Origin of the sequence: Mesorhizobium sp. (assembly GCF_004963255.1) — a bacterium.
Taxonomy (GTDB): domain Bacteria; phylum Pseudomonadota; class Alphaproteobacteria; order Rhizobiales; family Rhizobiaceae; genus Mesorhizobium.
On record NZ_SUGA01000011.1, the window covers coordinates 122,284 to 142,680 of the forward strand.

A 20,397-nucleotide genomic window follows, 5' to 3' on the forward strand; every position below is an offset into this window, starting at 1 on the left:
GCGATTGCCTGATAGTAGTGTTCAACCGCCTTATGCGATCAGCACGCGCGGCTCGAAGCGGCCGTTGACCGGGATATCGAGCAGGAAGGTCATGCCGGCTTGCGGATCGAGCGCGCGCTGTTTTTCGTCCTTGCCGCTCCAGGCCGAGGTCACAGCGAGGCGGTCGGCTTTCGCGCCGACAAAGGCGGGGCAGGAAGCCTGCGTCACCGGCATGTCGATCTCGCGCAGCAGCGTGCCGTCCGGCGCATAGGCCTTCACCGCGCTGCCGCCCCAGACGGCGTTCCACAGCACGCCGTCGCGGTCGACGACCGAACCGTCGATATAGCCTTTCGAGGAGCGATGATCGACGAACACCTTCACTTCGCCGGCCGGCAGGCCTGTCGTCGGATCGCAGGCGACGCGCATCAGCAGCCCGGTCGCGGTGTCGGTGTAGTAGGCGATCGTGCCGTCCTGCGAAAAACAGATCGAGTTCGAGACGGTGATGCCGGAAAACAGCCGGCGCAATTCGCCCTTGAAGAACCAGTAGATCGAGCCCGCGCCCTTCTCCTCGCCCTTGCCCATCGTGCCTGTCCACAGCGCGCCGCAGGGATGGACGCGGGAATCGTTGGAGCGCGTCACCGAATTATCGGCTTCGATCGGCGTGTGCAGCGTCAGCCTGCCGGTTTTCACGTCCCTCACCTGCAGGCCGATCTCGGTGGCGATGAGCTGGCGGCCGGCGTCGATGACGGCGATGGCGCTGGCCATGACGCCGAGGTCATGCACCTTCAGGGCGCCGGCGATCGGCTTTTCCAGGAGCTTGCCGTTGACGATGTCGAACCAGAACAGCGTGTCGATGGCGGGATCGTAGCTCGGGCCTTCGCCGAGCTCGCAGATATGGTCGGAAAAAACCGAAACGCCTTCCATTGTCATCCTCCGAAAGCTTCATCCCAGGCGGCGACCGCGGCGCTGGCGCGCCGCGCCACCTCCTCGACCGTCGCGCCCGGCTTGTAGAGACTGGATCCCAGGCCGAAGACGCTGACGCCGACCGCCTTGTAGCTGGCAAAGTCCTTGTCCGAGACGCCGCCGACGGCGCCGATCAACGTCGTTGCCGGCAGCACAGCGCGGATCGCTGCGATGCCGCTCGCTCCAAGCACGCTTGCCGGGAAAAACTTCAGCGCCGAAGCGCCGAGCCGGATCGCCTGGAAAGCTTCCGTGGGCGTGAACACGCCAGGCATCGTCACCATGCCATGATGCATGGCGCGGCCCATGACCTCCGCATCGATGTTGGGGCTGACCAGTAGCCTGCCGCCGGCCTTGTGCAGGTCGTCGACGTCCGCCGCCGTCAGCACCGTGCCGGCACCGATCAGCGCGCTTTGCGGCAGCGCCTTGACCAGATCGGCGATGGAGACGAACGGCTCCGGCGAATTGAGCGGCACTTCGATCGCCTCGATACCGGCGTCATGGATCGCCTTGCCGATCGCCACCGCCTCGGACGGCTTCAAGCCGCGCAGAATGGCGACAAGGCCGCGCTTGAGCTTCGGGAAGGGTGCGGTCTCAATCATCAAGCGCCTCCAATCATGCCGTTCTCGCGCGCGGCCTCGACAAGGCCGGCACGCACCGCTTCATCGGCGTCGACGCTGCGGAAGGCAAGGCCGGCAAAGCCGAGCGCCGTGCCATAAAGCGTGGCCAGCGCGCCCGAGGCGACCAGCACCACCGGCGCTTCGCCGGCGCCATAGCGGCGCCTCGCCGAGGCGATCTCGCCGCCGATCAGCAGTCCGGACAGGCATGCCGCCGCGTCGGCGGGCTGCAGGTCTTGCAGAAGCCCCGCGGCGCGGATGGCGAACAGCTTCGAGGTGACATCGCCGTCCTCGGCCAAGGCGCGCTCGCACCATTGCCGGAAGAACGGACTGTCTGGGGCGACCGGAGCGGGATGCTCGCCCAGCGAATGTTTCAGGATCGAGTGCCTGGCCAGGACGGAGAACAGTTCGCCGGTCGGCCAGGTGCCGAAACCTTCGACGGCGCCGTCCTCGACCGCGACCCATTTCGAATGGGTGCCCGGCATGCAGACCAGATGCCTTCCCTTTGCCGGCAAACCGGCGCCGGCAAGCTGGGTCTCCTCGCCGCGCATGACATCCGGCGCGTCGGCCAGGCGCTGCGCGAGGCCAGGCACGATGCGGATGTCGCGGCGCGTGCCCTCGATGCGGGCGGCGCCGCGCAGGATCGCGCCGATCGGCGCCGGCACGGTGACATAGGGTGCCTCGATCCAGCCCTGCCGGGAGCCGGCCATGCCGCAGATGATGACCGGCAGCGCCTCCGGCGCGCCCATGGCGGCAAGGTGGCCTTCCAGCACCTTGGCAAAACCTTTTTCGCGGGCGGTGATCAGCCCGTCGTCGCCGCGCCGCTCGGCAAGCACCTTGCCGGAGCCGTCAAGCAGCCAGGCGCGCAGCCTGGTGGTGCCCCAGTCGAGCGCTGCAACCGCCGGTGCCGAACTCACAGGAAGCCCCCGTCGACAATCAGCATCTGGGCCGTCAGCATGCGCGAGGCGTCGGATGCCAGGAACAGCACCGTGCCCACCATGTCGTCGGGCTGCATCACGTCCTTGATGCACTGCTTGGCGACATGGGCCGCGAGGCCCGCATCGGTCACCCAGAGCTCGCGCTGGCGCTCGGTGATGACCCAGCCCGGCGCCACCGCGTTGACGCGGATGCGGTCGGCGCCGAGCTTGCCGGCCAGGCCTTTCGTCAGGCCGAGTATGCCCGCCTTGGCCGCTGTGTAGGCCGGCATATCGGGGTGGTTGATCAGATAGGAGGTGGAGGTGAAGTTGATGATCGAGCCGCCGCCGGCGCGTTTCATGCCGGGCGCCACCGCCTGGGCGGTGAAGAAATGCGGCCGCAGGTTGATAGCGAGATTGTTGTCCCAGAACTCGACGGTAACGTCTTCCACGGCGTGGCGGTCGTCGAGCGCGGCGTTGTTGACCAAAACGGTGACATCGCCATGCGCTTCGGCCGCCTTGGCCGCGGCGGCGCGAAGCGCCTCGATGTCGCGCAGGTCGGCCTTGAGATAGAGCGGACGGCGGCCGAGCTCCTTCTCCAGTCGGTCGGCAAGGGCCGTGCTTGGCTTGTCGGCGATGTCGATGAAGGCGACCCTGGAGCCCTGGCGCATGAAACCTTCGGTCAGCGCCGCGCCGATGCCGGAGCCGCCGCCGGTAATCAGCACCGAGGCGCCGTCGAGGTCGGCAAAGCGTGCCGATGGCATCATGATTTCTTCTCCCTTTGGCCGGCGCGCATCCTAGCCAGACCGGGCCGAGGGGCAAGGGCGAAATGGCGCATTCGGCAGCTTATGTCCGACAAATGAGATCTGCACCTCCGTCTCTCCGGAAGCAGCTCAGGTTCGTTGAGATTCAGGTCAGGCCGAGTCGGAGTCGAAGACGGGCGCGAAGCGACCAAACTGGGTGGGTACCGATAACCGGAGCGGAGCGTGCGTGAAGTACCTGAGCACCGGAAGCGCAGGAAGCCGCCATTTGCAGACCGGCCTCACCTGAATATCGACAGACCTTTGTCAGATCGCCTTGGCATGCAGCGCGCCGCGATAGGAATCGCGCAGATAGCCGAGCGTGGCGTCGGCATCGACCGGCTTGCCGAACAAATAGCCCTGGCCGCCGGCGCAGCCGAACTGGACGAGGCGATCGGCCTGCGCCTCGTCCTCGATGCCTTCGGCGACGACGTCCATGCCGAGCCCCTCGCACATGGCGAGGATGGCGCGGATGATATGCTCCGAGGGCCGGTCGTCGAGAATGGAGGAGACGAAGGCGCGGTCGATCTTGAGCTTATCGAAATGGAATTCGCGCAGGCGACCGAGCGAGGACTGGCCGGTGCCGAAATCGTCGAGCGAGACGCGGATGCCGACGCGGCGCAGGTCCTCGACGATCTTCTCGGCCGAGGCCGGATCGTTCATCAGGCCGGTCTCGGTGATCTCGATCTCCAGCCGGTGCGGGTCGAAGCCGGTGCGCTCGAGGATGGCCAGGATATGCAGGCCGGTGTTCTGGTCGACGAGCTGCGAGGGCGACAGGTTGAAGGACAGGAACAGATCCTTCGGCCAGCTGCGCGCCGCTTCCGTCGCCTTGCGCAGCACCAGCTGCGACAGCGGGCCGATGATGCCGCGTTCCTCGGCGATCGGGATGAAGACGGATGGCGGCACGACGCCGAGGTCGCGGTCGGTCCAGCGCGCCAGGGTCTCGAAGCCGATGGTGCGGCGGCTGTTCAAATCGACGATCGGCTGGAAATGCGGCTCCACCTCGCCGGCCGAGACGGCGCGGCGCAGCGCCTGCTCGATGCGGGTGACGCGCTTGGCCGCCTCCTCCATCTCGCGGGTGTAGACGACGACGCGACCGCGGCCCGAGCGCTTGGCGTGGTAAAGCGCCGTCTCGGCCTTGTTGACAAGGATCTCGGTGGTCTCGTCGCCGGAATAGAAGAGCGAGCAGCCGACCGAGGCCGACAGCCTTGCGGTGCGCTCACCGACATCATAGGGCGCCGACAATATCTCGATCAGCATGCGCGACTTCTCTGCCGCCTGCTCCTCGGAGAACACCATCGGGTAGAGATAGGCGAACTCATCGGCACCGATACGGCAGACGGTGGAATAGCCGTCCATCGAGGCGCGCAGGCGCATCGCCACCTGGACCAGGATGTCGTCGCCGGCCTTGTGGCCGAACAGATCGTTGATCGGCTTGAAGCCGTCGAGGTCGAGGATGCCGACGGTGAAGGGCGCGGGGTCGTCGGCACGGTCGCTGATCAGGCGATCGACCTTGTCGAAGAAGCGACGATGGTTGCCGAGCCCGGTCAACGAATCCGTGAAGGCCAGATCCGTGTTTTCCCTGCCTGGCTGACCGGTGCCAAACGTCGTTTGCATCATGTCCCTGTTCTGATGTCGGTATTTCTCATCAGACTGGCACCAAAGCGTTTAGGAAAAGTATCGGAAAATCGATTTTCCTTTGTCCAGGAGTTGCTTGCGCCGCCGGCAACGGTTCAGCCTCGGACAAGGACTTCCAGCCCGCTCCCAAATATTCGTTCATTCGAAACTTCTAATATAGACATCGAATACTCTTTCCGGGCTGGCTCCGGTGGTGCGACCGCGCACGCCGCTCGCGCTTTCCTTTTAACCGGCTTGCCTGACGCGATAGAGCTCGATCGGGCTGCCCTTGGTCTCGTTGACCGGCTCGAGCCAGTCCGGCACGCTGCCGCGCAGCAGCCCGGCGAGGAAGCCCTGTGGCGCCTTTTGAGTCAGGGTCCGGCTCTCGCCATTGCCGGGGCAGATGGCGACGAGGCCGACACGATGCGCCTCGACGATCCGCCGCGCGTCATCGGCCGAGCCGAGAAAGGCATCCAGCGCAAGGAGGTTGCCGGCGACATTGCGATGATAGGGGCCAGCGAAGACCTTGTGGCCGCTATAGAGGAGGATCGGCGCGCCGAGATTGGAGATCGCAAGCACGGTGGTGCCGTTCATCCCGCCAAGCGGCGCGAAGGTGGCCTTCTTCTCGCAGGCCTTGTCCGTCGTGCCGCGGTCGGCGACAGCCGGGCTTTTTTCGAACGCCACCGAGGCGGCGGCGGCAACGCCTGTCCAGACCGGGTTGATCGAGACCAGCCAGACGGCCGCAAGGCGCAGCGCCACGCCGGGCGAAGAGCCGGCTTCGGCCCGCGCCCGCCATTTCGCGATCCAGGCCGACAGCGGAATGACCGCGAAGGCGATCGAGAAGGTGGTGCCGCGCAGCTGCCAGGCGCCGACCACGAAGGAGACGGCAAGCAGCGCCGCGACGAGGCTGTCCTGCCGCCGCCAGCCGCCGCGGCGGAAGCGCAGCACTATCAGGATGATCGCGACCAGTGGCGTCGCATAACGCGCCGCCACGCGCGCCGGATCGTGGACAAGCAGCGTGAACAGCGACTGGGCCTCGTCGATATGGTCGAGCCACAGTTCCTTGAGGCGCGGGTCGAGATTGGCATAGGGGGCCGAGAGGCATTGCGGGAACAGCGCCGCCACGACCACGCCGAGGACCAGGCCCAGCGCGGCAAGCGACGCCAGCCGGCGCTGCCGGCTGCTGGCTGCGGCCGGCACAGAGGCGATCGCCGCCAGCCCGATGCCGGCGATGGCGGCGACGGCGAGCTGCGCGACCGAGAAGGCGTCGCATTGTGCCGCGCCCCATGCGGAAGGCGGGATGGTGGCGACGAAGGCAAGTGCTGCGACGCCGGCGAAGCCGAGGCCGAAATCGCGGGCGATTGTCCGCTCGCCGCTCGGATCGGCGACGAACAGCAGCGACACGCAGACGCCCATGGTGGCGACGTAAGGCACGGTTTCCATGCCGACGGCGAGCGTCAGCGCCGCGCAGAGGCCGGACAACAGCGCGGCCCAGCGCCGGGCAGGCGCCTCGAGCAGCAAAGCGAGGCTCGCCATGGTGAGCATCAGCTGGACGTTATGGTGATCGAGCGCGCCGGGGTCGTAGATGCCGAGGAAATAGCAGCCAGCGCCGCCGACCAGGATGGCGGGCAGCACCGCGCCGGCGCCGCCGAAGCTGCGCGCGGCGCGCGCGGTGAAGAACAGGGTCGACCAGAAGAGCAGCGCCGGCCACAGCACCTGCGCCACGTCCTCGGCAAGCGGCCTGCTGCCGGTGAGCGCCGAGGCGGCAAGCACGATCGCGGCGATCGGCGCATCCACCAGCCGCGACCAGTGCATGACGAAGCCGCCTTCCAGCCCCATGCGGTACTGGTGCAGGTCGAACCAGCCCTGACCGGCAAGCAGGTCGCGGACCTCGACGAGGCGCAGCAGATCGTCATTGTCGCCGCCGGCATCGGTCAGCGGGCCGAATCCCGTCCACGCGTCGATGGCGAGCGCGAGCAGGGCGGCAAGCAGCGCCAGCACCAGGTCGGATTTCCACGCGGCGGCGCCGTTGTCGGCTGTGCCCATTGCCGTGACCTTTGACGGGAGAGGATCGGTTTAAACCTAGCCTTAACGGCTTCAATAAATAGTAAAACGGCTCGACGGGACCGGCATCAGGCCGGCCGGTGGCTTTCGGGCGTCCGGAGACAGACATGCCGCATGCAGTCCGCCACGAGCCGGTCATCGCCGTGCTCCTGCCTTGCTACAATGAGGAGCTCACGATCGGCGAGGTCGTGCGGCGCTTCCGCGAGACCCTGCCGTCGGCCGCGATCTATGTCTACGACAACAATTCCAAGGACCTGACGGCGCTGAAGGCCCGCGCCGCTGGCGCCATCGTCGTGCGAGAGCCGCGCCAGGGCAAGGGCAATGTGGTGCGGCGCATGTTCGCCGACATCGATGCCGACATCTATGTGATGGCCGACGGCGACGGCACCTATGCGCCGGAAGACGCGCCGCAGCTGATCAACGTGCTGCAGACCGAGCGCTCGGACATGGTGGTGGGCACCAGGCGCGGCGTGACCGACGATGCCGGCCGCAACGGCCACGCCTTCGGCAACCGCATCTTCAACCGGCTCTACAAGGGCCTGTTCGGGACCGATTTCACCGACATCTTCTCCGGCTACCGGGTGTTTTCGCGCCGCTTCGTCAAGAGCTTCCCCGCCGTCTCCGGCGGCTTCGAGATCGAGACCGAGATGTCGGTGCATGCCTCGCAGCTGAAACTGCCGGTGAGCGAGATGGCGCTCGATTACGGCCGCCGCCCGGAGGGCTCGTCGTCGAAACTGTCGACTTTCCGCGACGGCGCCAGGATCCTGTGGATGTTCGCCATGCTGGTGAAGGAGACGCAGCCGCTGCGCTTCTTCGGCACCTTCGCGCTGTTCTTCCTGGCGGCGAGCATCGGCCTGATGGTCCCGGTGGTCATCGAATTCGCCGAGACGGGGCTCGTGCCGCGGATGCCGACATGGGTGCTGTCGATCGGCATGCTGCTTCTGGCCATGCTCTCGATGATGACCGGGCTGATCCTCGATTCGGTGTCGCGCGGCCGGGCCGAGCAGAAGCGCATCTTCTATCTGTCGATCTCCTCAGGCCGGGCAGAGCGCGGGGTACCGGCGCAGGCCTCGCCGAAAAGCGAGCCGGGCAAGGCCCCAAGGGCGGCATAGTGGGCCGCCTCTTCCGCTTCACTCTTGCCGGCGGCGTCGGCTTTGCCGCCGACGCGGCGGCGCTCTGGCTGCTGCTTGCTGCCACGCCGCTTGGCGCGCTTTCGGCGCGCGTGCTGTCGATCGGCTTCGCGCTCTGCGTCACCTGGCAGATCAACCGCCATGTCACCTTCGCGCCGTCGAGCCGGAGCATCGCTGAGGAAGGCGCCCGCTATGGCGGCGTCGGCATCGCCACCAGCATCGTCAACTACCTGGTCTACTGCGCCGTCCTGCTCGCGCTGCCGGCCCTACCACCGCTGGCCGCGCTCGCCATCGCCTCGATCGTCGCCATGACGCTGTCCTTCCTGGGTTATTCCAGGCTGGTCTTCGACCGCTGAGACCGCTTGGAAATTCTACTCTGGCGGCCATCTGATGGCGGCTTCTCCGCTTCCGGTGCTCACGGACCCGAAGTCCGCTCCGGTTCTCGAAGCCACCACCATACGACTCGCCAGAGCGAATTTCGAAACGGTCTCTGAGCGTCTGCACCAAGCAAGCACGATTGGCAGACGCCGCCGATTTCCTTATATCGGCGACTGAGTTTGCCGGAGACCCGAGATGCCGCTGAAAATCGCCGTCCAGATGGACCATGTCTCCACCGTGTCGATCGCCGGCGACACCAGCTTCGCGCTGTCGCTGGAAGCGCAGCGGCGCGGCCACAAGCTTTTCCACTACACGCCCGACCGGCTGTCGATGCGGGACGGCAAGGTGTTCGCGCGCGTCGAGGAGATGCAGGTGCGCGACGAGAAGGGCAACCATTATTCGCTGGGCGAGAAGGTGCGCACCGATCTCTCCGAGATGGACGTGGTGCTGCTGAGGCAGGACCCGCCCTTCGACATGAACTACATCACCACCACGCATATATTGGAGCGCATCCACCCGAAGACGCTGGTGGTCAACGACCCGGCCTGGGTGCGCAACAGCCCGGAAAAGATCTTTGTCACCGAATTCCCGGACCTGATGCCGGAAACGCTGATCACCAAGGACCCCCAGGAAGTGGCGGCCTTCCGCAAGGAATTCGGCGACATCATCGTCAAGCCGCTCTACGGCAATGGCGGCGCCGGCATCTTCCACCTGCACGAGGCCGACCGCAATCTTGCCTCGCTGCTCGAGATGTTCGGACAGTTGTTCCGCGAGCCCTATATCGTGCAGCGCTACCTCAAGGACGTGCGCAAGGGCGACAAGCGCATCATCCTGATCGACGGCGAGCCGGTCGGCGCCATCAACCGCGTGCCGGCCGAGCACGATTCGCGCTCCAACATGCATGTCGGGGGCCGCGCCGAGAAGACGGAGCTGACGGAGCGCGAGCGCGAGATCTGCGCCCGCATCGGGCCTTCCCTGAAAGAACGCGGCTTCATCCTGGTCGGCATCGACGTGATCGGCGACTACATGACCGAGATCAACGTCACCTCGCCGACCGGCATCCGCGAGGTCAAGCGCTTTGGCGGCGCGGATATCGCCGGCCTGTTCTGGGATTGCGTCGAGGGGAAGCGGCTGAAGTCGGCCGCGTAAGTGCCGCATGTTGACGCGACAGCACGGCTACCGCCCTCCTACCGTATTCGAGATTGTCGCGGCAATGTTGCGCCATCGCCGCTATCTCCGGAAAGGGTATCCTACCGCGAAGTCGCAACCTGCTCTTCAGGCAAGTTTGCTGTCGGACGATCCCTTCATATCCTATTCGGGAATGTCCGGCACACCGCTCGGACTGGCAAGTCACATGCCTGTCCTTCCACGCAGCCACCGTGCCTGGTTTCTCATCTCGCCAACCTGGTCCATCGAAAACATTTCCAGCGTCAAAACGATCCGGACCTATGCCGTTCTGCATAGGCTTAGGAACCCCCGTCACACGCTGATCTTCCTGTCCAACACACAGGCCGAGGCTGATCTCTTGAATCAGTCCGGTGAGGCCGCCGTCCTGCACAACAAGACTTCAACAACCTCCGAACACATATTCAGGCCCCTCGAGGACGTCCCCGTAGAATTTGATGCAATCTACAATGCGCAACTGGCTCCGTGGAAACGCCACGACTTGTCCCTTGGCATCGAGCGTTGCGCATTTGTCTTCTATCGCGATTCATCCGGATCATCCACGACGGAGTCGGAAAGGGCGCGAATAAATCGGCACAGGGAGCTCGCGCCGGGTCACGTGTTCATCAATGAGTTTGACAGCACCGGCAAGCCTGTCCGGTTGGCGTCGGCTCAGGTGAACATGCATCTAAACCGTGCAGCCGTCGGAATTTGTCTCTCTGAAATGGAGGGACCAATGTTCGCCAGCACAGAATATCTTCTCGCGGGGCTACCTGTTGTCACGACCCCGAACCAGGGTGGCCGGGACCTTTATCTGGATGACGATTATTCGCTTACAGTTCCACCCGATCCTCGATCCATCGCGGAGGCTGTCTTAGCGCTGAAGGCGCGACGCATCCCCCGGGCTTATATTCGTTCGCAAACTTTGAAGCGAGTTGAACGAGACCGCGGGCGGTTCATAGACCTTGTAAATGAGATTTTTCTGGAAAGCGGTTCTTCGCGCCGGATCGCCATGCCTTGGCCCTTCCGATATCCTGTCATGGAGTGGCTTCCACCCCACATCGCAATCGATCGATCGCTTTCAGGTACGGTCGATGCTTTCATCACCGCTTAGACGGCAACAGCCCCGGATTGCCGGAGGGACTGTTCGCCTTTTCGACGGGTCGAGAGTCTGCGGCGATAGCCGTTTTCCTTTTGCCTTAACGATGTTCCGCTTTTGCACCCGGGGCACAATCCGCCTGCAACCACAGCGTTTGCCTGTTCTCGTAATGTTCTTGATTTGACGGAAGAACTGTGATTGTCTCAACGAGGCTTCATTCTTGGACAATCGCAGGGGTTGCTGCCGGGGGCTTGAGACAAATGGTGGCGCGGGTTCGCACGGTGGCTTTCCAGGGCATCGAGGCCTTGCCGGTCGATGTCCAGGTGATGGTCGGGCCGGGCAAGGTCGGCATGCAGATCGTCGGTCTGCCGGACAAGGCGGTGGCCGAGAGCCGCGAGCGCGTGCAGGCGGCGCTGCACGCATCGGGACTGTCGATGCCGTCGAAGAAGGTGACGGTGAACCTCGCGCCGGCGGACCTGCCCAAGGAAGGCAGTCATTACGACCTGCCGATCGCGCTCGGCCTAATGGCGGCGCTGGGCGCCATCCCAGGCGATATGCTCGCCGGCTATGTGGTGCTGGGCGAATTGTCGCTCGACGGCACGATCGCCGGCGTGGCCGGGGCGCTGCCGGCGGCGATCGGCGCCAATGCCGAAGGCAAGGGCCTGATCTGCCCCTTCGCCTGCGGACCGGAGGCCGCCTGGGCCGGCAAGGATTTCGATATCCTGGCGCCGCGCAGCCTGATCGCGGTCGCCAACCATTTTCGCGGCACGCAGGTGCTGTCGCGGCCCGAGGCCGGCATTCAGCTCGCCGCGCGCGACCTGCCGGACCTCGCCGACATCAAGGGCCAGGAAAGCGCCAAGCGGGCGGTGGAAGTGGCTGCCGCCGGCGGCCACAATCTCCTTATGGTCGGGCCGCCCGGCTCAGGCAAGTCGATGCTGGCGCAAAGGCTGCCCTCGATCCTGCCGCCACTGGCCCCGAAGGAGCTCTTGGAAGTCTCGATGATCGCTTCCGTCGCCGGCGAGCTCGGCGAGGGCAAGCTCACCGACCGGCGGCCGTTCCGCGCGCCGCATCACTCCGCCTCGATGGCGGCGATGGTGGGCGGGGGCTTGCGCGCGCGTCCGGGCGAGGTGTCGCTCGCCCATCACGGCGTGCTGTTCCTCGACGAGCTGCCGGAGTTCACGCCGCAGACGCTGGATGCGCTGCGCCAGCCGCTGGAAACCGGCGACTGCATGATCGCGCGTGCCAACCACCGTGTCACCTATCCGGCGCGCATCCAGCTGGTGGCGGCGATGAATCCGTGCCGCTGCGGCATGTCGGGGGAGCCCGGCTATCGCTGTCTGCGCGGCGACCGCTGCCGCACCGAATACCAGGCGCGCATTTCCGGCCCGCTGCTCGACCGCATCGACCTTCGGATCGAAGTGCCGGCGGTGTCGGCGAGCGACCTGATCCGGCCGGACAAGGCCGAGACAAGCGCTGCGGTGGCGCAGCGCGTGGCGCGTGCGCGGGCCATGCAGCGCGAAAGGCTGGAAAGGCTGGGCGCCGGCGCCACCACCAACGCGCACTGCCCGCCTTCGATCATCGAGGAGATCGCCAAGCCCGATGCCGCCGGACTGACGCTGCTCAAGGACGCCAGCGAGAAGCTCGGCTTTTCGGCGCGAGCCTATCACCGCGTGCTCAAGGTGGCGCGCACGCTGGCCGACCTCGACGCCAGCGAGACGGTCGGCCGTATCCATCTCGCCGAAGCGATTTCCTATCGCATGAGCGCCGAGCGGATGGCGCAGGCGGCGTAGTCAAGGAACTCGCAAGGAGGCCGAGACGGTTTCTTCGCTCCTGAGTTCCTCTTCAATCGGCCTCGGGGATCAGCTTCTGCAGCGTCGGCGCCAAGATCATGCTGAAGGTCAGGACATCGCCATAGGCACGGGCGGAAAGCATCGCTCCGTGCACGGTCGCCATGAAGGCCTCGGCCTCGACGCGAGGCGCGGCGGCGATCGTCAATGTACCTTGCCAGGCGCCGCGCTCGATCACGCCTGTCAGCCAGCCTGACAGAAACTGAAAATACGCACGGACTTCCACAGCAACCTCCGGCGGCAGGGCGGGAAGCTCGCTGGCGAGCAGCGCGCAGACGCAAAACGGCCTGCTGGCGTCCTCGATGCACTGGGCCCAGAAGCCGGCATAGGTTCGCAGCAGCTCGGGCGGCTCAGGCACGTTGCGCTCAAGCTCCGTCATGCCCGTCACGGCATCCTCGAGGTAGCGCCTGACCAGGGTCTGCACGAGGTCGACCTTGCTCGGGAAGTGATGATGGATGCTCGCCTTGCGGATACCGACCACCTCGGCGATATCGGCGTAGCTGAAGCCGTTATAGCCGCCGGCGACGATGAAGCGTCGCGCGGCGGCCAGGATGTCATCGGCGGTGTTCGAAGGCCTGTCCATAAGCATGCCTAGAGCGTTTCACCGTTTCACGGAAACGGCGAAACGCTCTATCTCCTTGTTTTGACGCAATTCCCGCCGGAAGGCTACGGCGAAGATGCCGAGCCTAACCGCGCACACTTTTCCTGGAATTGCTCTAACCTCCGGCGGAGGAAATCTCAACGCGCGGCCTGCGGCGACCTGCGAAGCATCTCGCTCACCGAAAGCCACACGGCGGACACCAGGAAATAGAAGGCGCCGAAAGCGGCGTAGGGCGCGACATTGGCGATGCCGATGGCCTCCGCGCCGCCCGCCATCTTGACGAAGAAGAGACCGGCCAGCGCCGACTGGGCGCCGCTCAGGATCATCGCCCACTGGGCGCCATTGGTCTTCCAGCGCCGAACCGCCGTCAGAAGCTGAAACACGCCGGAGAAGGCGGCCCAGACACCATAGACCGCGAGCACCGCGTTCATGCTGTAGCCAAGCGCGATAGCGACCGCGATCGCGGTGACGATGCTCACCACGAAGTTGAGCAGTTGCGACCTGTTGCGGCCGAGGCCGCCGCTGCGCTGCGCATCGAGGTAGTTCGCAAGCGCGTCCCATAGGGGATAGGCCACCAGCATGACGGCGGCGAGCGGCGGGCTGTTTTTCGCGACGGTGAAGGCCGCCGCGACCCAGGCGGCCGATACGGCGAACCGCAGATAGTAGTAGGTTTTTAGCCAGGCGTTCGAAGACTGGGCCGGGCTTTGATGCATTTGTGCAGACATGGCGATTCCTCTTATCAAGACTACTACCTACCAACTAGTAGGTAGACAGATATCGTCAATGCCTTTCGGGTTAGTTTCCGATCACCTCGGTATCTCGTTTATGTGATCGGCGGCTGCTTGCGCCCGTCGGGTCGCCGACGGCGTTAAGCGGCCAAGTCTGTCATCAGCGATCGTTTGCAACGGCCCGAACTGCGGCCGATAGCGGTTGGTTGGCTTGTGAGCCTCGGATTCTTAGTGCGTTTCACCGTGCGTTTCACCGTTTCATGAACCGGCGAAACGCCCTATCTCTTTGTTTTTACGCAATTCCGGACGGAAAACCGCCCACACTGGAATTGCTTTAGAAGCAGACCCTTGAGCCCCCTGCTGCGTCGACGTGATTTGACCAATTGGCGACGGACGAGGTCCTAGGGCGAATGCGACAGGAGGGACCGCATCGGAGCGCGAACGTCGGCCGCGTCGCCGAACGGGCATTGATGGCGCAACTGCGTCCCCCGGCTCGGGGCAATGTCTGCTTTCAGGCGGCGGCAGTGCTCACATCAACGCACGAAATTGTGCGCAAAGCAGCCATGCCGGCGTCACGTTGCGAGACTCTGAGCTGGTAACAAGCAAACAGCAGCGCCCTACGACTCGTCTCTCTCATCGCGCAAATTAGATACAACGCGGCGATTCTGCGACCTGCAGGCGGCGTCGGGGCAGTCGCGGACGAGCCTGTCCTTGCCGTAACCCTTGGCCCACATGCGATTGCGGTCTATGCCGCCGGCGGCGAGGTAGTTCATCACCGCATCGGCGCGCTGCTGCGACAGCGCTGTTTCGCTGGCGCCGGGATCGTCGGCGAAACCCTGCAGCTTGAGCAGCCAGCGCGGATACTTTGACAACCAGGCGATCTGGGTGTCGAGGGTAGTCTTGGCGACAGAATCGAGCGCGGCCGAACCTTTCGTGAAATAGGTGCGGCGGCCGACATTGAGGATAAAATCCTCCTCGCTGCCCGGCTGCACGTTCTGGAAGCCGGCAATCTGGGTGTTGGTGACGTCGGGCGTCATGGAAGGGGCCAGCGTTTCGCTGGTCGAGCAGGATGCGGTCAGCACCAGCAGGCTGGCGGCGAGCAGCCGGCGCGTGTTTTCAATCATGCGGTCCATGATGCGCCAATCATTCGACAGTGGTGGAAGCGGGCGCCTGGTCGGCGATGTGCGGCAGGACCTCCACCGCGGTGCCGATAGGGCACCGCTGGTAGAGGTCGATGATATCTTCCGGGAACATGCGAATGCAGCCGCTGGAAGCGTCGGTGCCGATGCTCCATGGCTCCAGCGTGCCATGCAGACGGTAGCCGATGTCGGCGCCGTCGCGGTACAGGTAGAGCGCGCGCGGCCCTAGCGGGTTGTTGGGCGCGCCGCCTTCGATCATGGCCGGCAGCTCCGGCCTGCGCTTACGCATTTCGGGGGGCGGCACCCATTGCGGCCACAGCGCGCGGCGGTCGATCGTCGCGCGGCCGTACCATTTGAAGCCTTCCTTGCCGACGCCGACGCCGTAGCGGATGGCGGTCTTGTTTTCCATGATGAGGTAGAGGAAGTGGTGGCGGGTATCGACCACGACAGTGCCGACCGGCTCGCTGCTGAAATACTTGACGATCTGGCGATGCCATCTCTTGTCGATCTTGGCGAAGTTGGTCTTGCGATAGACAAAATTGTTGTCGATGGCGGTACCGGCGAAAAAGGATTTTGCCGCCGCGGCTTGAACAACAGTGCCGGTTGCACCGACCGCGACCAGCGCCACGCCGCCGAGCACGACATCCCTGCGGGATAGAACCATCGGCAATCCCCCATGCCTTAGCTCGGCGGACCATAGTAGAGAATTATTTCGCCTCAAAGTGGAAAATGCTGCGTGGGCCGCCGCTTCCGAACCGGCAGCTTTGTAGAACACATTCGACTGAAGTGGCCATTTTCCCCGCCACGATTAGCCGGCCATTCTCTCGGGAAGATTCAGGCCCGGCAGGGAACGAGGGGGCGGCGCCAACCGATGAGAATGATCGCGCCGGTTTAACTCGCCCCTTCTTCCAGTGTTCCGTTCAGTCGCGTGCCTTCAGCTCCAGCCGCCGCGCATGCAGCACCGGCTCGGTATAACCGTTGGGCTGGCTCGTGCCCTTGAACACCAGGTCGCAGGCGGCCTGGAAGGCGATGGAATTGTCGAAGTCGGGCGCCATCGGGCGGTAGAGCGGGTCGCCGACATTCTGGCGGTCGACGATCGCCGCCATGCGCTGCAGCGAGTCCCTGACCTGGATTTCCGAGCACACCTTGTGGCGCAGCCAGTTGGCGATGTGCTGCGAGGAGATCCGCAGCGTGGCGCGATCCTCCATCAGGCCGACATCGTTGATATCGGGCACTTTCGAGCAGCCGACGCCCTGGTCGATCCAGCGCACGACGTAGCCCAGGATGCCTTGCGCGTTGTTGTCGAGCTCGCGCTGGATCTCGTCCGGCGTCCAGTTCGGCCGCCTTGCTACCGGCACGGACAGGATGTCGTCGAGCTTCGCCTTCGGCCGGCTCTTCAGCGCCGCCTGCACTGCGTGCACGTCGACCTTGTGATAATGCGTGGCGTGCAGCGTCGCCGCCGTCGGCGACGGCACCCAGGCGGTGTTGGCGCCGGCCTTGGGATGCGCGATCTTCTCAACCAGCATCGCCGCCATCAGGTCCGGCATCGCCCACATGCCCTTGCCGATCTGGGCATGGCCGGCGAGCCCGCATTCGAGCCCCGTGTCGACGTTCCAGGCCTCATAGGCGGAAATCCAGGCGGCCTGCTTCATGTCGCCCTTGCGGATCATCGGGCCGGCTTCCATCGAGGTGTGGATCTCGTCGCCTGTCCTGTCGAGGAAGCCGGTGTTGATGAACACCACGCGCTCCTTGGCCGCGCGGATCGCCTCCTTGAGGTTGACGGTGGTGCGCCGCTCCTCGTCCATGATGCCCATCTTGATGGTGTTCTTCGCCATGCCGAGCAGCGCCTCGACGCGATCGAAGATCTCGACGGCGAAGGCAACCTCTTCCGGCCCGTGCATCTTCGGCTTCACCACATACATCGAGCCCGCGCGGGAATTGGCGCGGCGGCCGTTCTCGCCAACATCATGCAGCGCGATCAGCGCGGTGAGCGCGGCATCCATGATGCCTTCCGGCACCTCGTTTCCATCGCGGTCGGTGATCGCCGGGTTGGTCATCAGGTGGCCGACATTGCGCACCAGCATCAGCGAGCGTCCAGGCAAAAGCAGCTGGCCGCCATTGGGTGCGGTGTAGCGGCGATCGGAATTGAGCTTGCGGGTAAAAGTCTTGCCGGCCTTGGTGATCTCCTCGGTGAGATCGCCCTTCATCAGGCCGAGCCAGTTGCGGTAGACGACGACCTTGTCCTCGGCATCGACGGCCGCAACCGAGTCCTCGCAGTCCTGGATGGTCGTCAAGGCCGATTCCAGGATGACGTCGGCAATGCCGGCCGGATCGGTCCTGCCGATCTGGTTGGCGTGGTCGATCACGATCTCGATATGCAGGCCGTTCTTGACCAGGAGCACGGCTTCGGGATTCTCGGCATCGCCGCGATAGCCGGCAAACTGCTTCGGGTCGGCGAGCGTCGTGGCGCCGGCGCCCTCGCCCGCCTTCAGCGCGCCATTCGCCACCGACAGCCCGTTGACGCCGGCCCATTTGCCCGTGGTCAGCGGCACGGACTGGTCGAGGAAATCCTTCGCCCAAGTGATGACTTTCGCGCCACGCGCGGGATTGAAACCCTTGCCCTTCTCGGCGCCGCCGGTCTCGGGAATGGCGTCGGTGCCGTAGAGCGCGTCATAGAGCGAACCCCAGCGCGCATTGGCCGCATTGAGCGCATAGCGCGCGTTCATCACCGGCACGACGAGCTGCGGCCCGGCGACGATGGCGATCTCGGGGTCGACATGCTCCGTCGAAACGCTGAACGCCGGGCCTTCCGGCACCAGATAGCCGATCTCCTTCAGGAAGGCCTTGTAAGCCTCCATGTCGATCGGCGCGCCGTTTTCGCGGTACCAGCCGTCGAGCTTCTCCTGCATAGCGTCGCGCTTGGCGAGCAGCGCCCGGTTCTTCGGCGCGAGATCGTGGACGATGGCGGAAAAGCCTTCCCAGAATTTTTCCGGATCGATGCCGGTGCCGGGCGTAGCCTCCTCGGCGACGAAGTCATGGAGCTCCCGGGCAATCCGCAACCCGGCGATCTCGATGCGGTCGGTCATCAGCACGTCTCCAGATAGGTAGCTTGCCGGGGCCTTTGGCATGTTTGGGGTTGCGGGGTCAATTCGGCTTAGGGTGAAGGGCGGGGCGGTTTGTCCTTCTCCCCTTGTGGGAGAAGGTGGATCGGCGCGCGAGCGCCGAGACGGATGAGGGGTGTTCCAGCGGACTGAGACGCCGGCTTTCCCTGGAGCACCCCTCATCCGTCGCCTACGGCGACACCTTCTCCCACAAGGGGAGAAGGAGGAGGTCGCGCTACACCGCAATCCGCGGCCGTCCCGACGCCACGGCAACCACATGCGCCTCGATGAACATGCGCTGGCCTTCGATGGTCGAGACCTTGAACTCGGTGGCGACGTCGATTTCGGCGCTGTCGGTGCCGGCGTCCTTCGCGCGCTCGGCGGCGATTGACCGCACATCGGCTTCGGCCGCCTCGATCGCCTTCGCCTCTTCGGTGAAGTCGCGCACGGTCTGGCCGGAGGCGAGGCGGAACAGGCCCTCCTTGGGCTGGCTGACGCGGGCTTCGGCAGAGACGCGCACCTGGCCGACCACGGCGCCGAGCGCGTTGGCGACGTCGGTGTCTTCCGGGACGATGCAGCCATTGCCGACCAGCACGGCCAAGCCGGCGTAATGCAGCGGCGCCGAGGCGCCCAGCCCGATGACCGGACGGTCGAGCGCGACGGTGAAGCGGGCGATGCCCGGATGGCCATCGACCGCGCGCTGCACCAGCGCATGCGCGACGGTCGCCGCGCCATCCAGCCCGTCCTCGGCGAAGGCGGTTTCGAGGATGTATTCGGCCGACCAGCGGGTGAGCGTCGTCAGCACGCGCTCGGCCAGGGCTTCCGGAGTCGCCGCGATCGCCTGGCCGCGGCCGTCGCGGCGGCGCGAAAACAGCTCGGCGCCCAGGCGGGCAGTGGCGGCGTCCCAGTTCGACTGCTTGCCCAGCACATGGGCGGCGTCGGACGGCGTGAAGCCGCAGATATGCACCAGCCCGCGCGCGACCAGACGGTTCAGCGTGGCGTTCTGCGCGTTGGAAGAGAGCAGCCGGTCGAGCGCCAGCGGCGTGGCGCCGATCGCCTCGTAGAGCTTCGCTTCCGGCGCGGTCAGCCCCGCGGCGAGCCTGTCCGGCACGCCGGTGCGCAGGGCAAACCGCCCGTCCATGCGGCCGGGGTTCGGCGCGCGCAGCTGCCGTTCCAGCTCGGCAGTGACTGCCTCGCCATGCGCCATGCCGGCCAGCGCCAGCGGGACCAGGCGGCGCGGCCCGAGCAGGATTTTCGGGTCGAGCGCGCCGTCTTCCAGCGTCACTTCGGAGTCGCCGCCAAGGCCGAAGGTGCGCATGGCGACCGCTTCGACCATGGTGCGGAAGCCGCCGACGGTGGCGCCTTCCGGATCGAGGCGCGGGCGGCCGCCATCGAGCACGGCGACGTCCGTGGTGGTGCCGCCGATATCCGAGACCATGGCGTCGTCCAGCCCGGTCATGTGGCGGGCGCCGACAAGAGAGGCAGCAGGGCCGGAGAGGATCGTCTCGATAGGCCGCTGGCGCGCGAACGCCGCCGATACCAGCGCGCCGTCGCCGCGCACCACCATCAGGGGTGCGGCGATGCCGCGCTTGGCCAGAAACCCCTCGGTCGCCGCGACCAGCCGGTCGATCATCGAGATCAGCCTTGCGTTGAGCAGCGTGGTGAGCGCCCGGCGCGGGCCGCCGAGCTTGGCCGACAATTCATGGCTGGCTGTCACCGGCAGGCCGGTCTTCTCGCGGATCAGGTCGCGGGCCGCCAGCTCATGCGCCGGGTTGCGGGTGGCGAAATAGGCGCAGACGGCGAAGCCCGAAACCGAGCCGCCCAATTCCGGCAGCGCCGCCTCGAGGCCGGAAAGATCAAGCTTGGCGGCATTGCCGTGCACGTCGTGTCCGCCGGGGCAGAACACCACCGGGTCGGTGCCCAGCGCCGTCTTCAACCCGTCGCGGGCCAGGTCGGCCTCGGAAAAGCCGACCATCACCAGCGCCACGCGCCCACCCTGCCCCTCGACCAGCGCGTTGGTGGCAAGCGTCGTAGACATCGATACCAGCTTGATCGCGGCCGGATCGGTGCCGGATTGCTGAAGCACCGCATCGACCGCGCCGGAAATGCCGACGGCGAGATCGTGACGCGTGGTCAGCGATTTTGCCTTGGCCAGAACCTTGCCTTTCGGTCCGCCTTCCTCCGACCACAGCACCGCATCGGTGTAGGTGCCGCCGGTGTCGATGCCGAGGAAGAGGGGGTGAGGCTTGGCGGTCATGA

At 65.5% G+C, this 20,397-nt stretch carries 17 protein-coding genes; 5 read left to right on the forward strand and 12 right to left on the reverse strand.

The window, feature by feature from the left end; genetic code table 11:
• Positions 1 to 30 precede the first annotated feature (30 nt).
• The 6 genes from E5X34_RS14980 to E5X34_RS15005 all read right to left on the reverse strand — a co-directional run bounded on the left by E5X34_RS14980 (position 31) and on the right by E5X34_RS15005 (position 6,933).
• Positions 31 to 909, reverse strand: a complete 879-nt coding sequence (locus tag E5X34_RS14980; protein WP_292565894.1) for an SMP-30/gluconolactonase/LRE family protein — start codon at positions 907 to 909, stop codon at positions 31 to 33.
• The gene (locus tag E5X34_RS14985; RefSeq protein WP_292565896.1) at positions 906 to 1,541 is read right to left on the reverse strand and encodes a 2-dehydro-3-deoxy-6-phosphogalactonate aldolase; all 636 of its coding nucleotides are present in this window, start codon (positions 1,539 to 1,541) and stop codon (positions 906 to 908) included. Before E5X34_RS14985 ends, E5X34_RS14980 begins: the two co-directional genes overlap by 4 nt.
• The gene (locus E5X34_RS14990) at positions 1,541 to 2,473 is read right to left on the reverse strand and encodes a 2-dehydro-3-deoxygalactonokinase (RefSeq protein WP_292565899.1); all 933 of its coding nucleotides are present in this window, start codon (positions 2,471 to 2,473) and stop codon (positions 1,541 to 1,543) included. Before E5X34_RS14990 ends, E5X34_RS14985 begins: the two co-directional genes overlap by 1 nt.
• Entirely contained in the window at positions 2,470 to 3,237 is a 768-nt protein-coding gene (locus E5X34_RS14995) for an SDR family oxidoreductase (protein ID WP_292565902.1), read from the reverse strand. Before E5X34_RS14995 ends, E5X34_RS14990 begins: the two co-directional genes overlap by 4 nt.
• Before the next feature lie 300 nt (positions 3,238 to 3,537).
• Positions 3,538 to 4,887, reverse strand: a complete 1,350-nt coding sequence (locus tag E5X34_RS15000) for an EAL domain-containing protein (RefSeq protein WP_292565990.1) — start codon at positions 4,885 to 4,887, stop codon at positions 3,538 to 3,540.
• A 246-nt stretch (positions 4,888 to 5,133) separates the two neighbouring features.
• Positions 5,134 to 6,933 carry a GtrA family protein gene (locus E5X34_RS15005; protein WP_292565905.1) on the reverse strand — a complete coding sequence of 600 codons (1,800 nt, stop codon included), beginning with the start codon at positions 6,931 to 6,933 and terminating at the stop codon, positions 5,134 to 5,136.
• 125 nt (positions 6,934 to 7,058) lie between these two features.
• Between E5X34_RS15005 and E5X34_RS15010 the strand changes: the two genes are divergently transcribed.
• The 5 genes from E5X34_RS15010 to E5X34_RS15030 all read left to right on the forward strand — a co-directional run bounded on the left by E5X34_RS15010 (position 7,059) and on the right by E5X34_RS15030 (position 12,512).
• Complete coding sequence (locus E5X34_RS15010) at positions 7,059 to 8,063, forward strand: glycosyltransferase (RefSeq protein WP_292565907.1); 1,005 nt, start codon at positions 7,059 to 7,061, stop codon at positions 8,061 to 8,063.
• Positions 8,063 to 8,437 (forward strand): GtrA family protein, encoded by a 375-nt coding sequence (locus tag E5X34_RS15015; protein WP_292565910.1) that lies wholly within the window; start codon positions 8,063 to 8,065, stop codon positions 8,435 to 8,437. Before E5X34_RS15010 ends, E5X34_RS15015 begins: the two co-directional genes overlap by 1 nt.
• A gap of 217 nt (positions 8,438 to 8,654) precedes the next feature.
• Entirely contained in the window at positions 8,655 to 9,608 is a 954-nt protein-coding gene (gene gshB, locus E5X34_RS15020; RefSeq protein ID WP_292565913.1) for a glutathione synthase, read from the forward strand.
• A 7-nt stretch (positions 9,609 to 9,615) separates the two neighbouring features.
• Positions 9,616 to 10,737: a hypothetical protein gene (locus E5X34_RS15025; protein ID WP_292565916.1), complete on the forward strand. Its 1,122-nt coding sequence runs from the start codon at positions 9,616 to 9,618 to the stop codon at positions 10,735 to 10,737.
• 245 nt (positions 10,738 to 10,982) lie between these two features.
• A complete protein-coding gene (locus E5X34_RS15030; RefSeq protein ID WP_292565919.1) occupies positions 10,983 to 12,512 on the forward strand; it encodes a YifB family Mg chelatase-like AAA ATPase in 1,530 nt (509 codons plus the stop codon).
• A 52-nt stretch (positions 12,513 to 12,564) separates the two neighbouring features.
• Here E5X34_RS15030 and E5X34_RS15035 read toward each other — a convergent pair whose 3' ends face one another.
• The 6 genes from E5X34_RS15035 to E5X34_RS15060 form a co-directional block, all read right to left on the reverse strand.
• On the reverse strand, positions 12,565 to 13,152 hold the full coding sequence (locus E5X34_RS15035; RefSeq protein WP_292565921.1) for a TetR/AcrR family transcriptional regulator: 588 nt from the start codon (positions 13,150 to 13,152) through the stop codon (positions 12,565 to 12,567).
• A gap of 155 nt (positions 13,153 to 13,307) precedes the next feature.
• Positions 13,308 to 13,895 carry a DUF308 domain-containing protein gene (locus E5X34_RS15040; protein WP_292565925.1) on the reverse strand — a complete coding sequence of 196 codons (588 nt, stop codon included), beginning with the start codon at positions 13,893 to 13,895 and terminating at the stop codon, positions 13,308 to 13,310.
• Between the two features lie 620 nt (positions 13,896 to 14,515).
• Positions 14,516 to 15,031, reverse strand: coding sequence for an OmpA family protein (locus E5X34_RS15045; RefSeq protein ID WP_042647319.1), 516 nt, complete (start codon positions 15,029 to 15,031; stop codon positions 14,516 to 14,518).
• Positions 15,032 to 15,041: 10 nt separating this feature from the next.
• Positions 15,042 to 15,701, reverse strand: a complete 660-nt coding sequence (locus E5X34_RS15050) for a L,D-transpeptidase (protein WP_292565930.1) — start codon at positions 15,699 to 15,701, stop codon at positions 15,042 to 15,044.
• A gap of 256 nt (positions 15,702 to 15,957) precedes the next feature.
• On the reverse strand, positions 15,958 to 18,123 hold the full coding sequence (locus tag E5X34_RS15055) for a malate synthase G (protein ID WP_292565932.1): 2,166 nt from the start codon (positions 18,121 to 18,123) through the stop codon (positions 15,958 to 15,960).
• Between the two features lie 250 nt (positions 18,124 to 18,373).
• Entirely contained in the window at positions 18,374 to 20,395 is a 2,022-nt protein-coding gene (locus E5X34_RS15060; RefSeq protein WP_292565934.1) for a hydantoinase/oxoprolinase family protein, read from the reverse strand.
• Positions 20,396 to 20,397 lie beyond the last annotated feature (2 nt).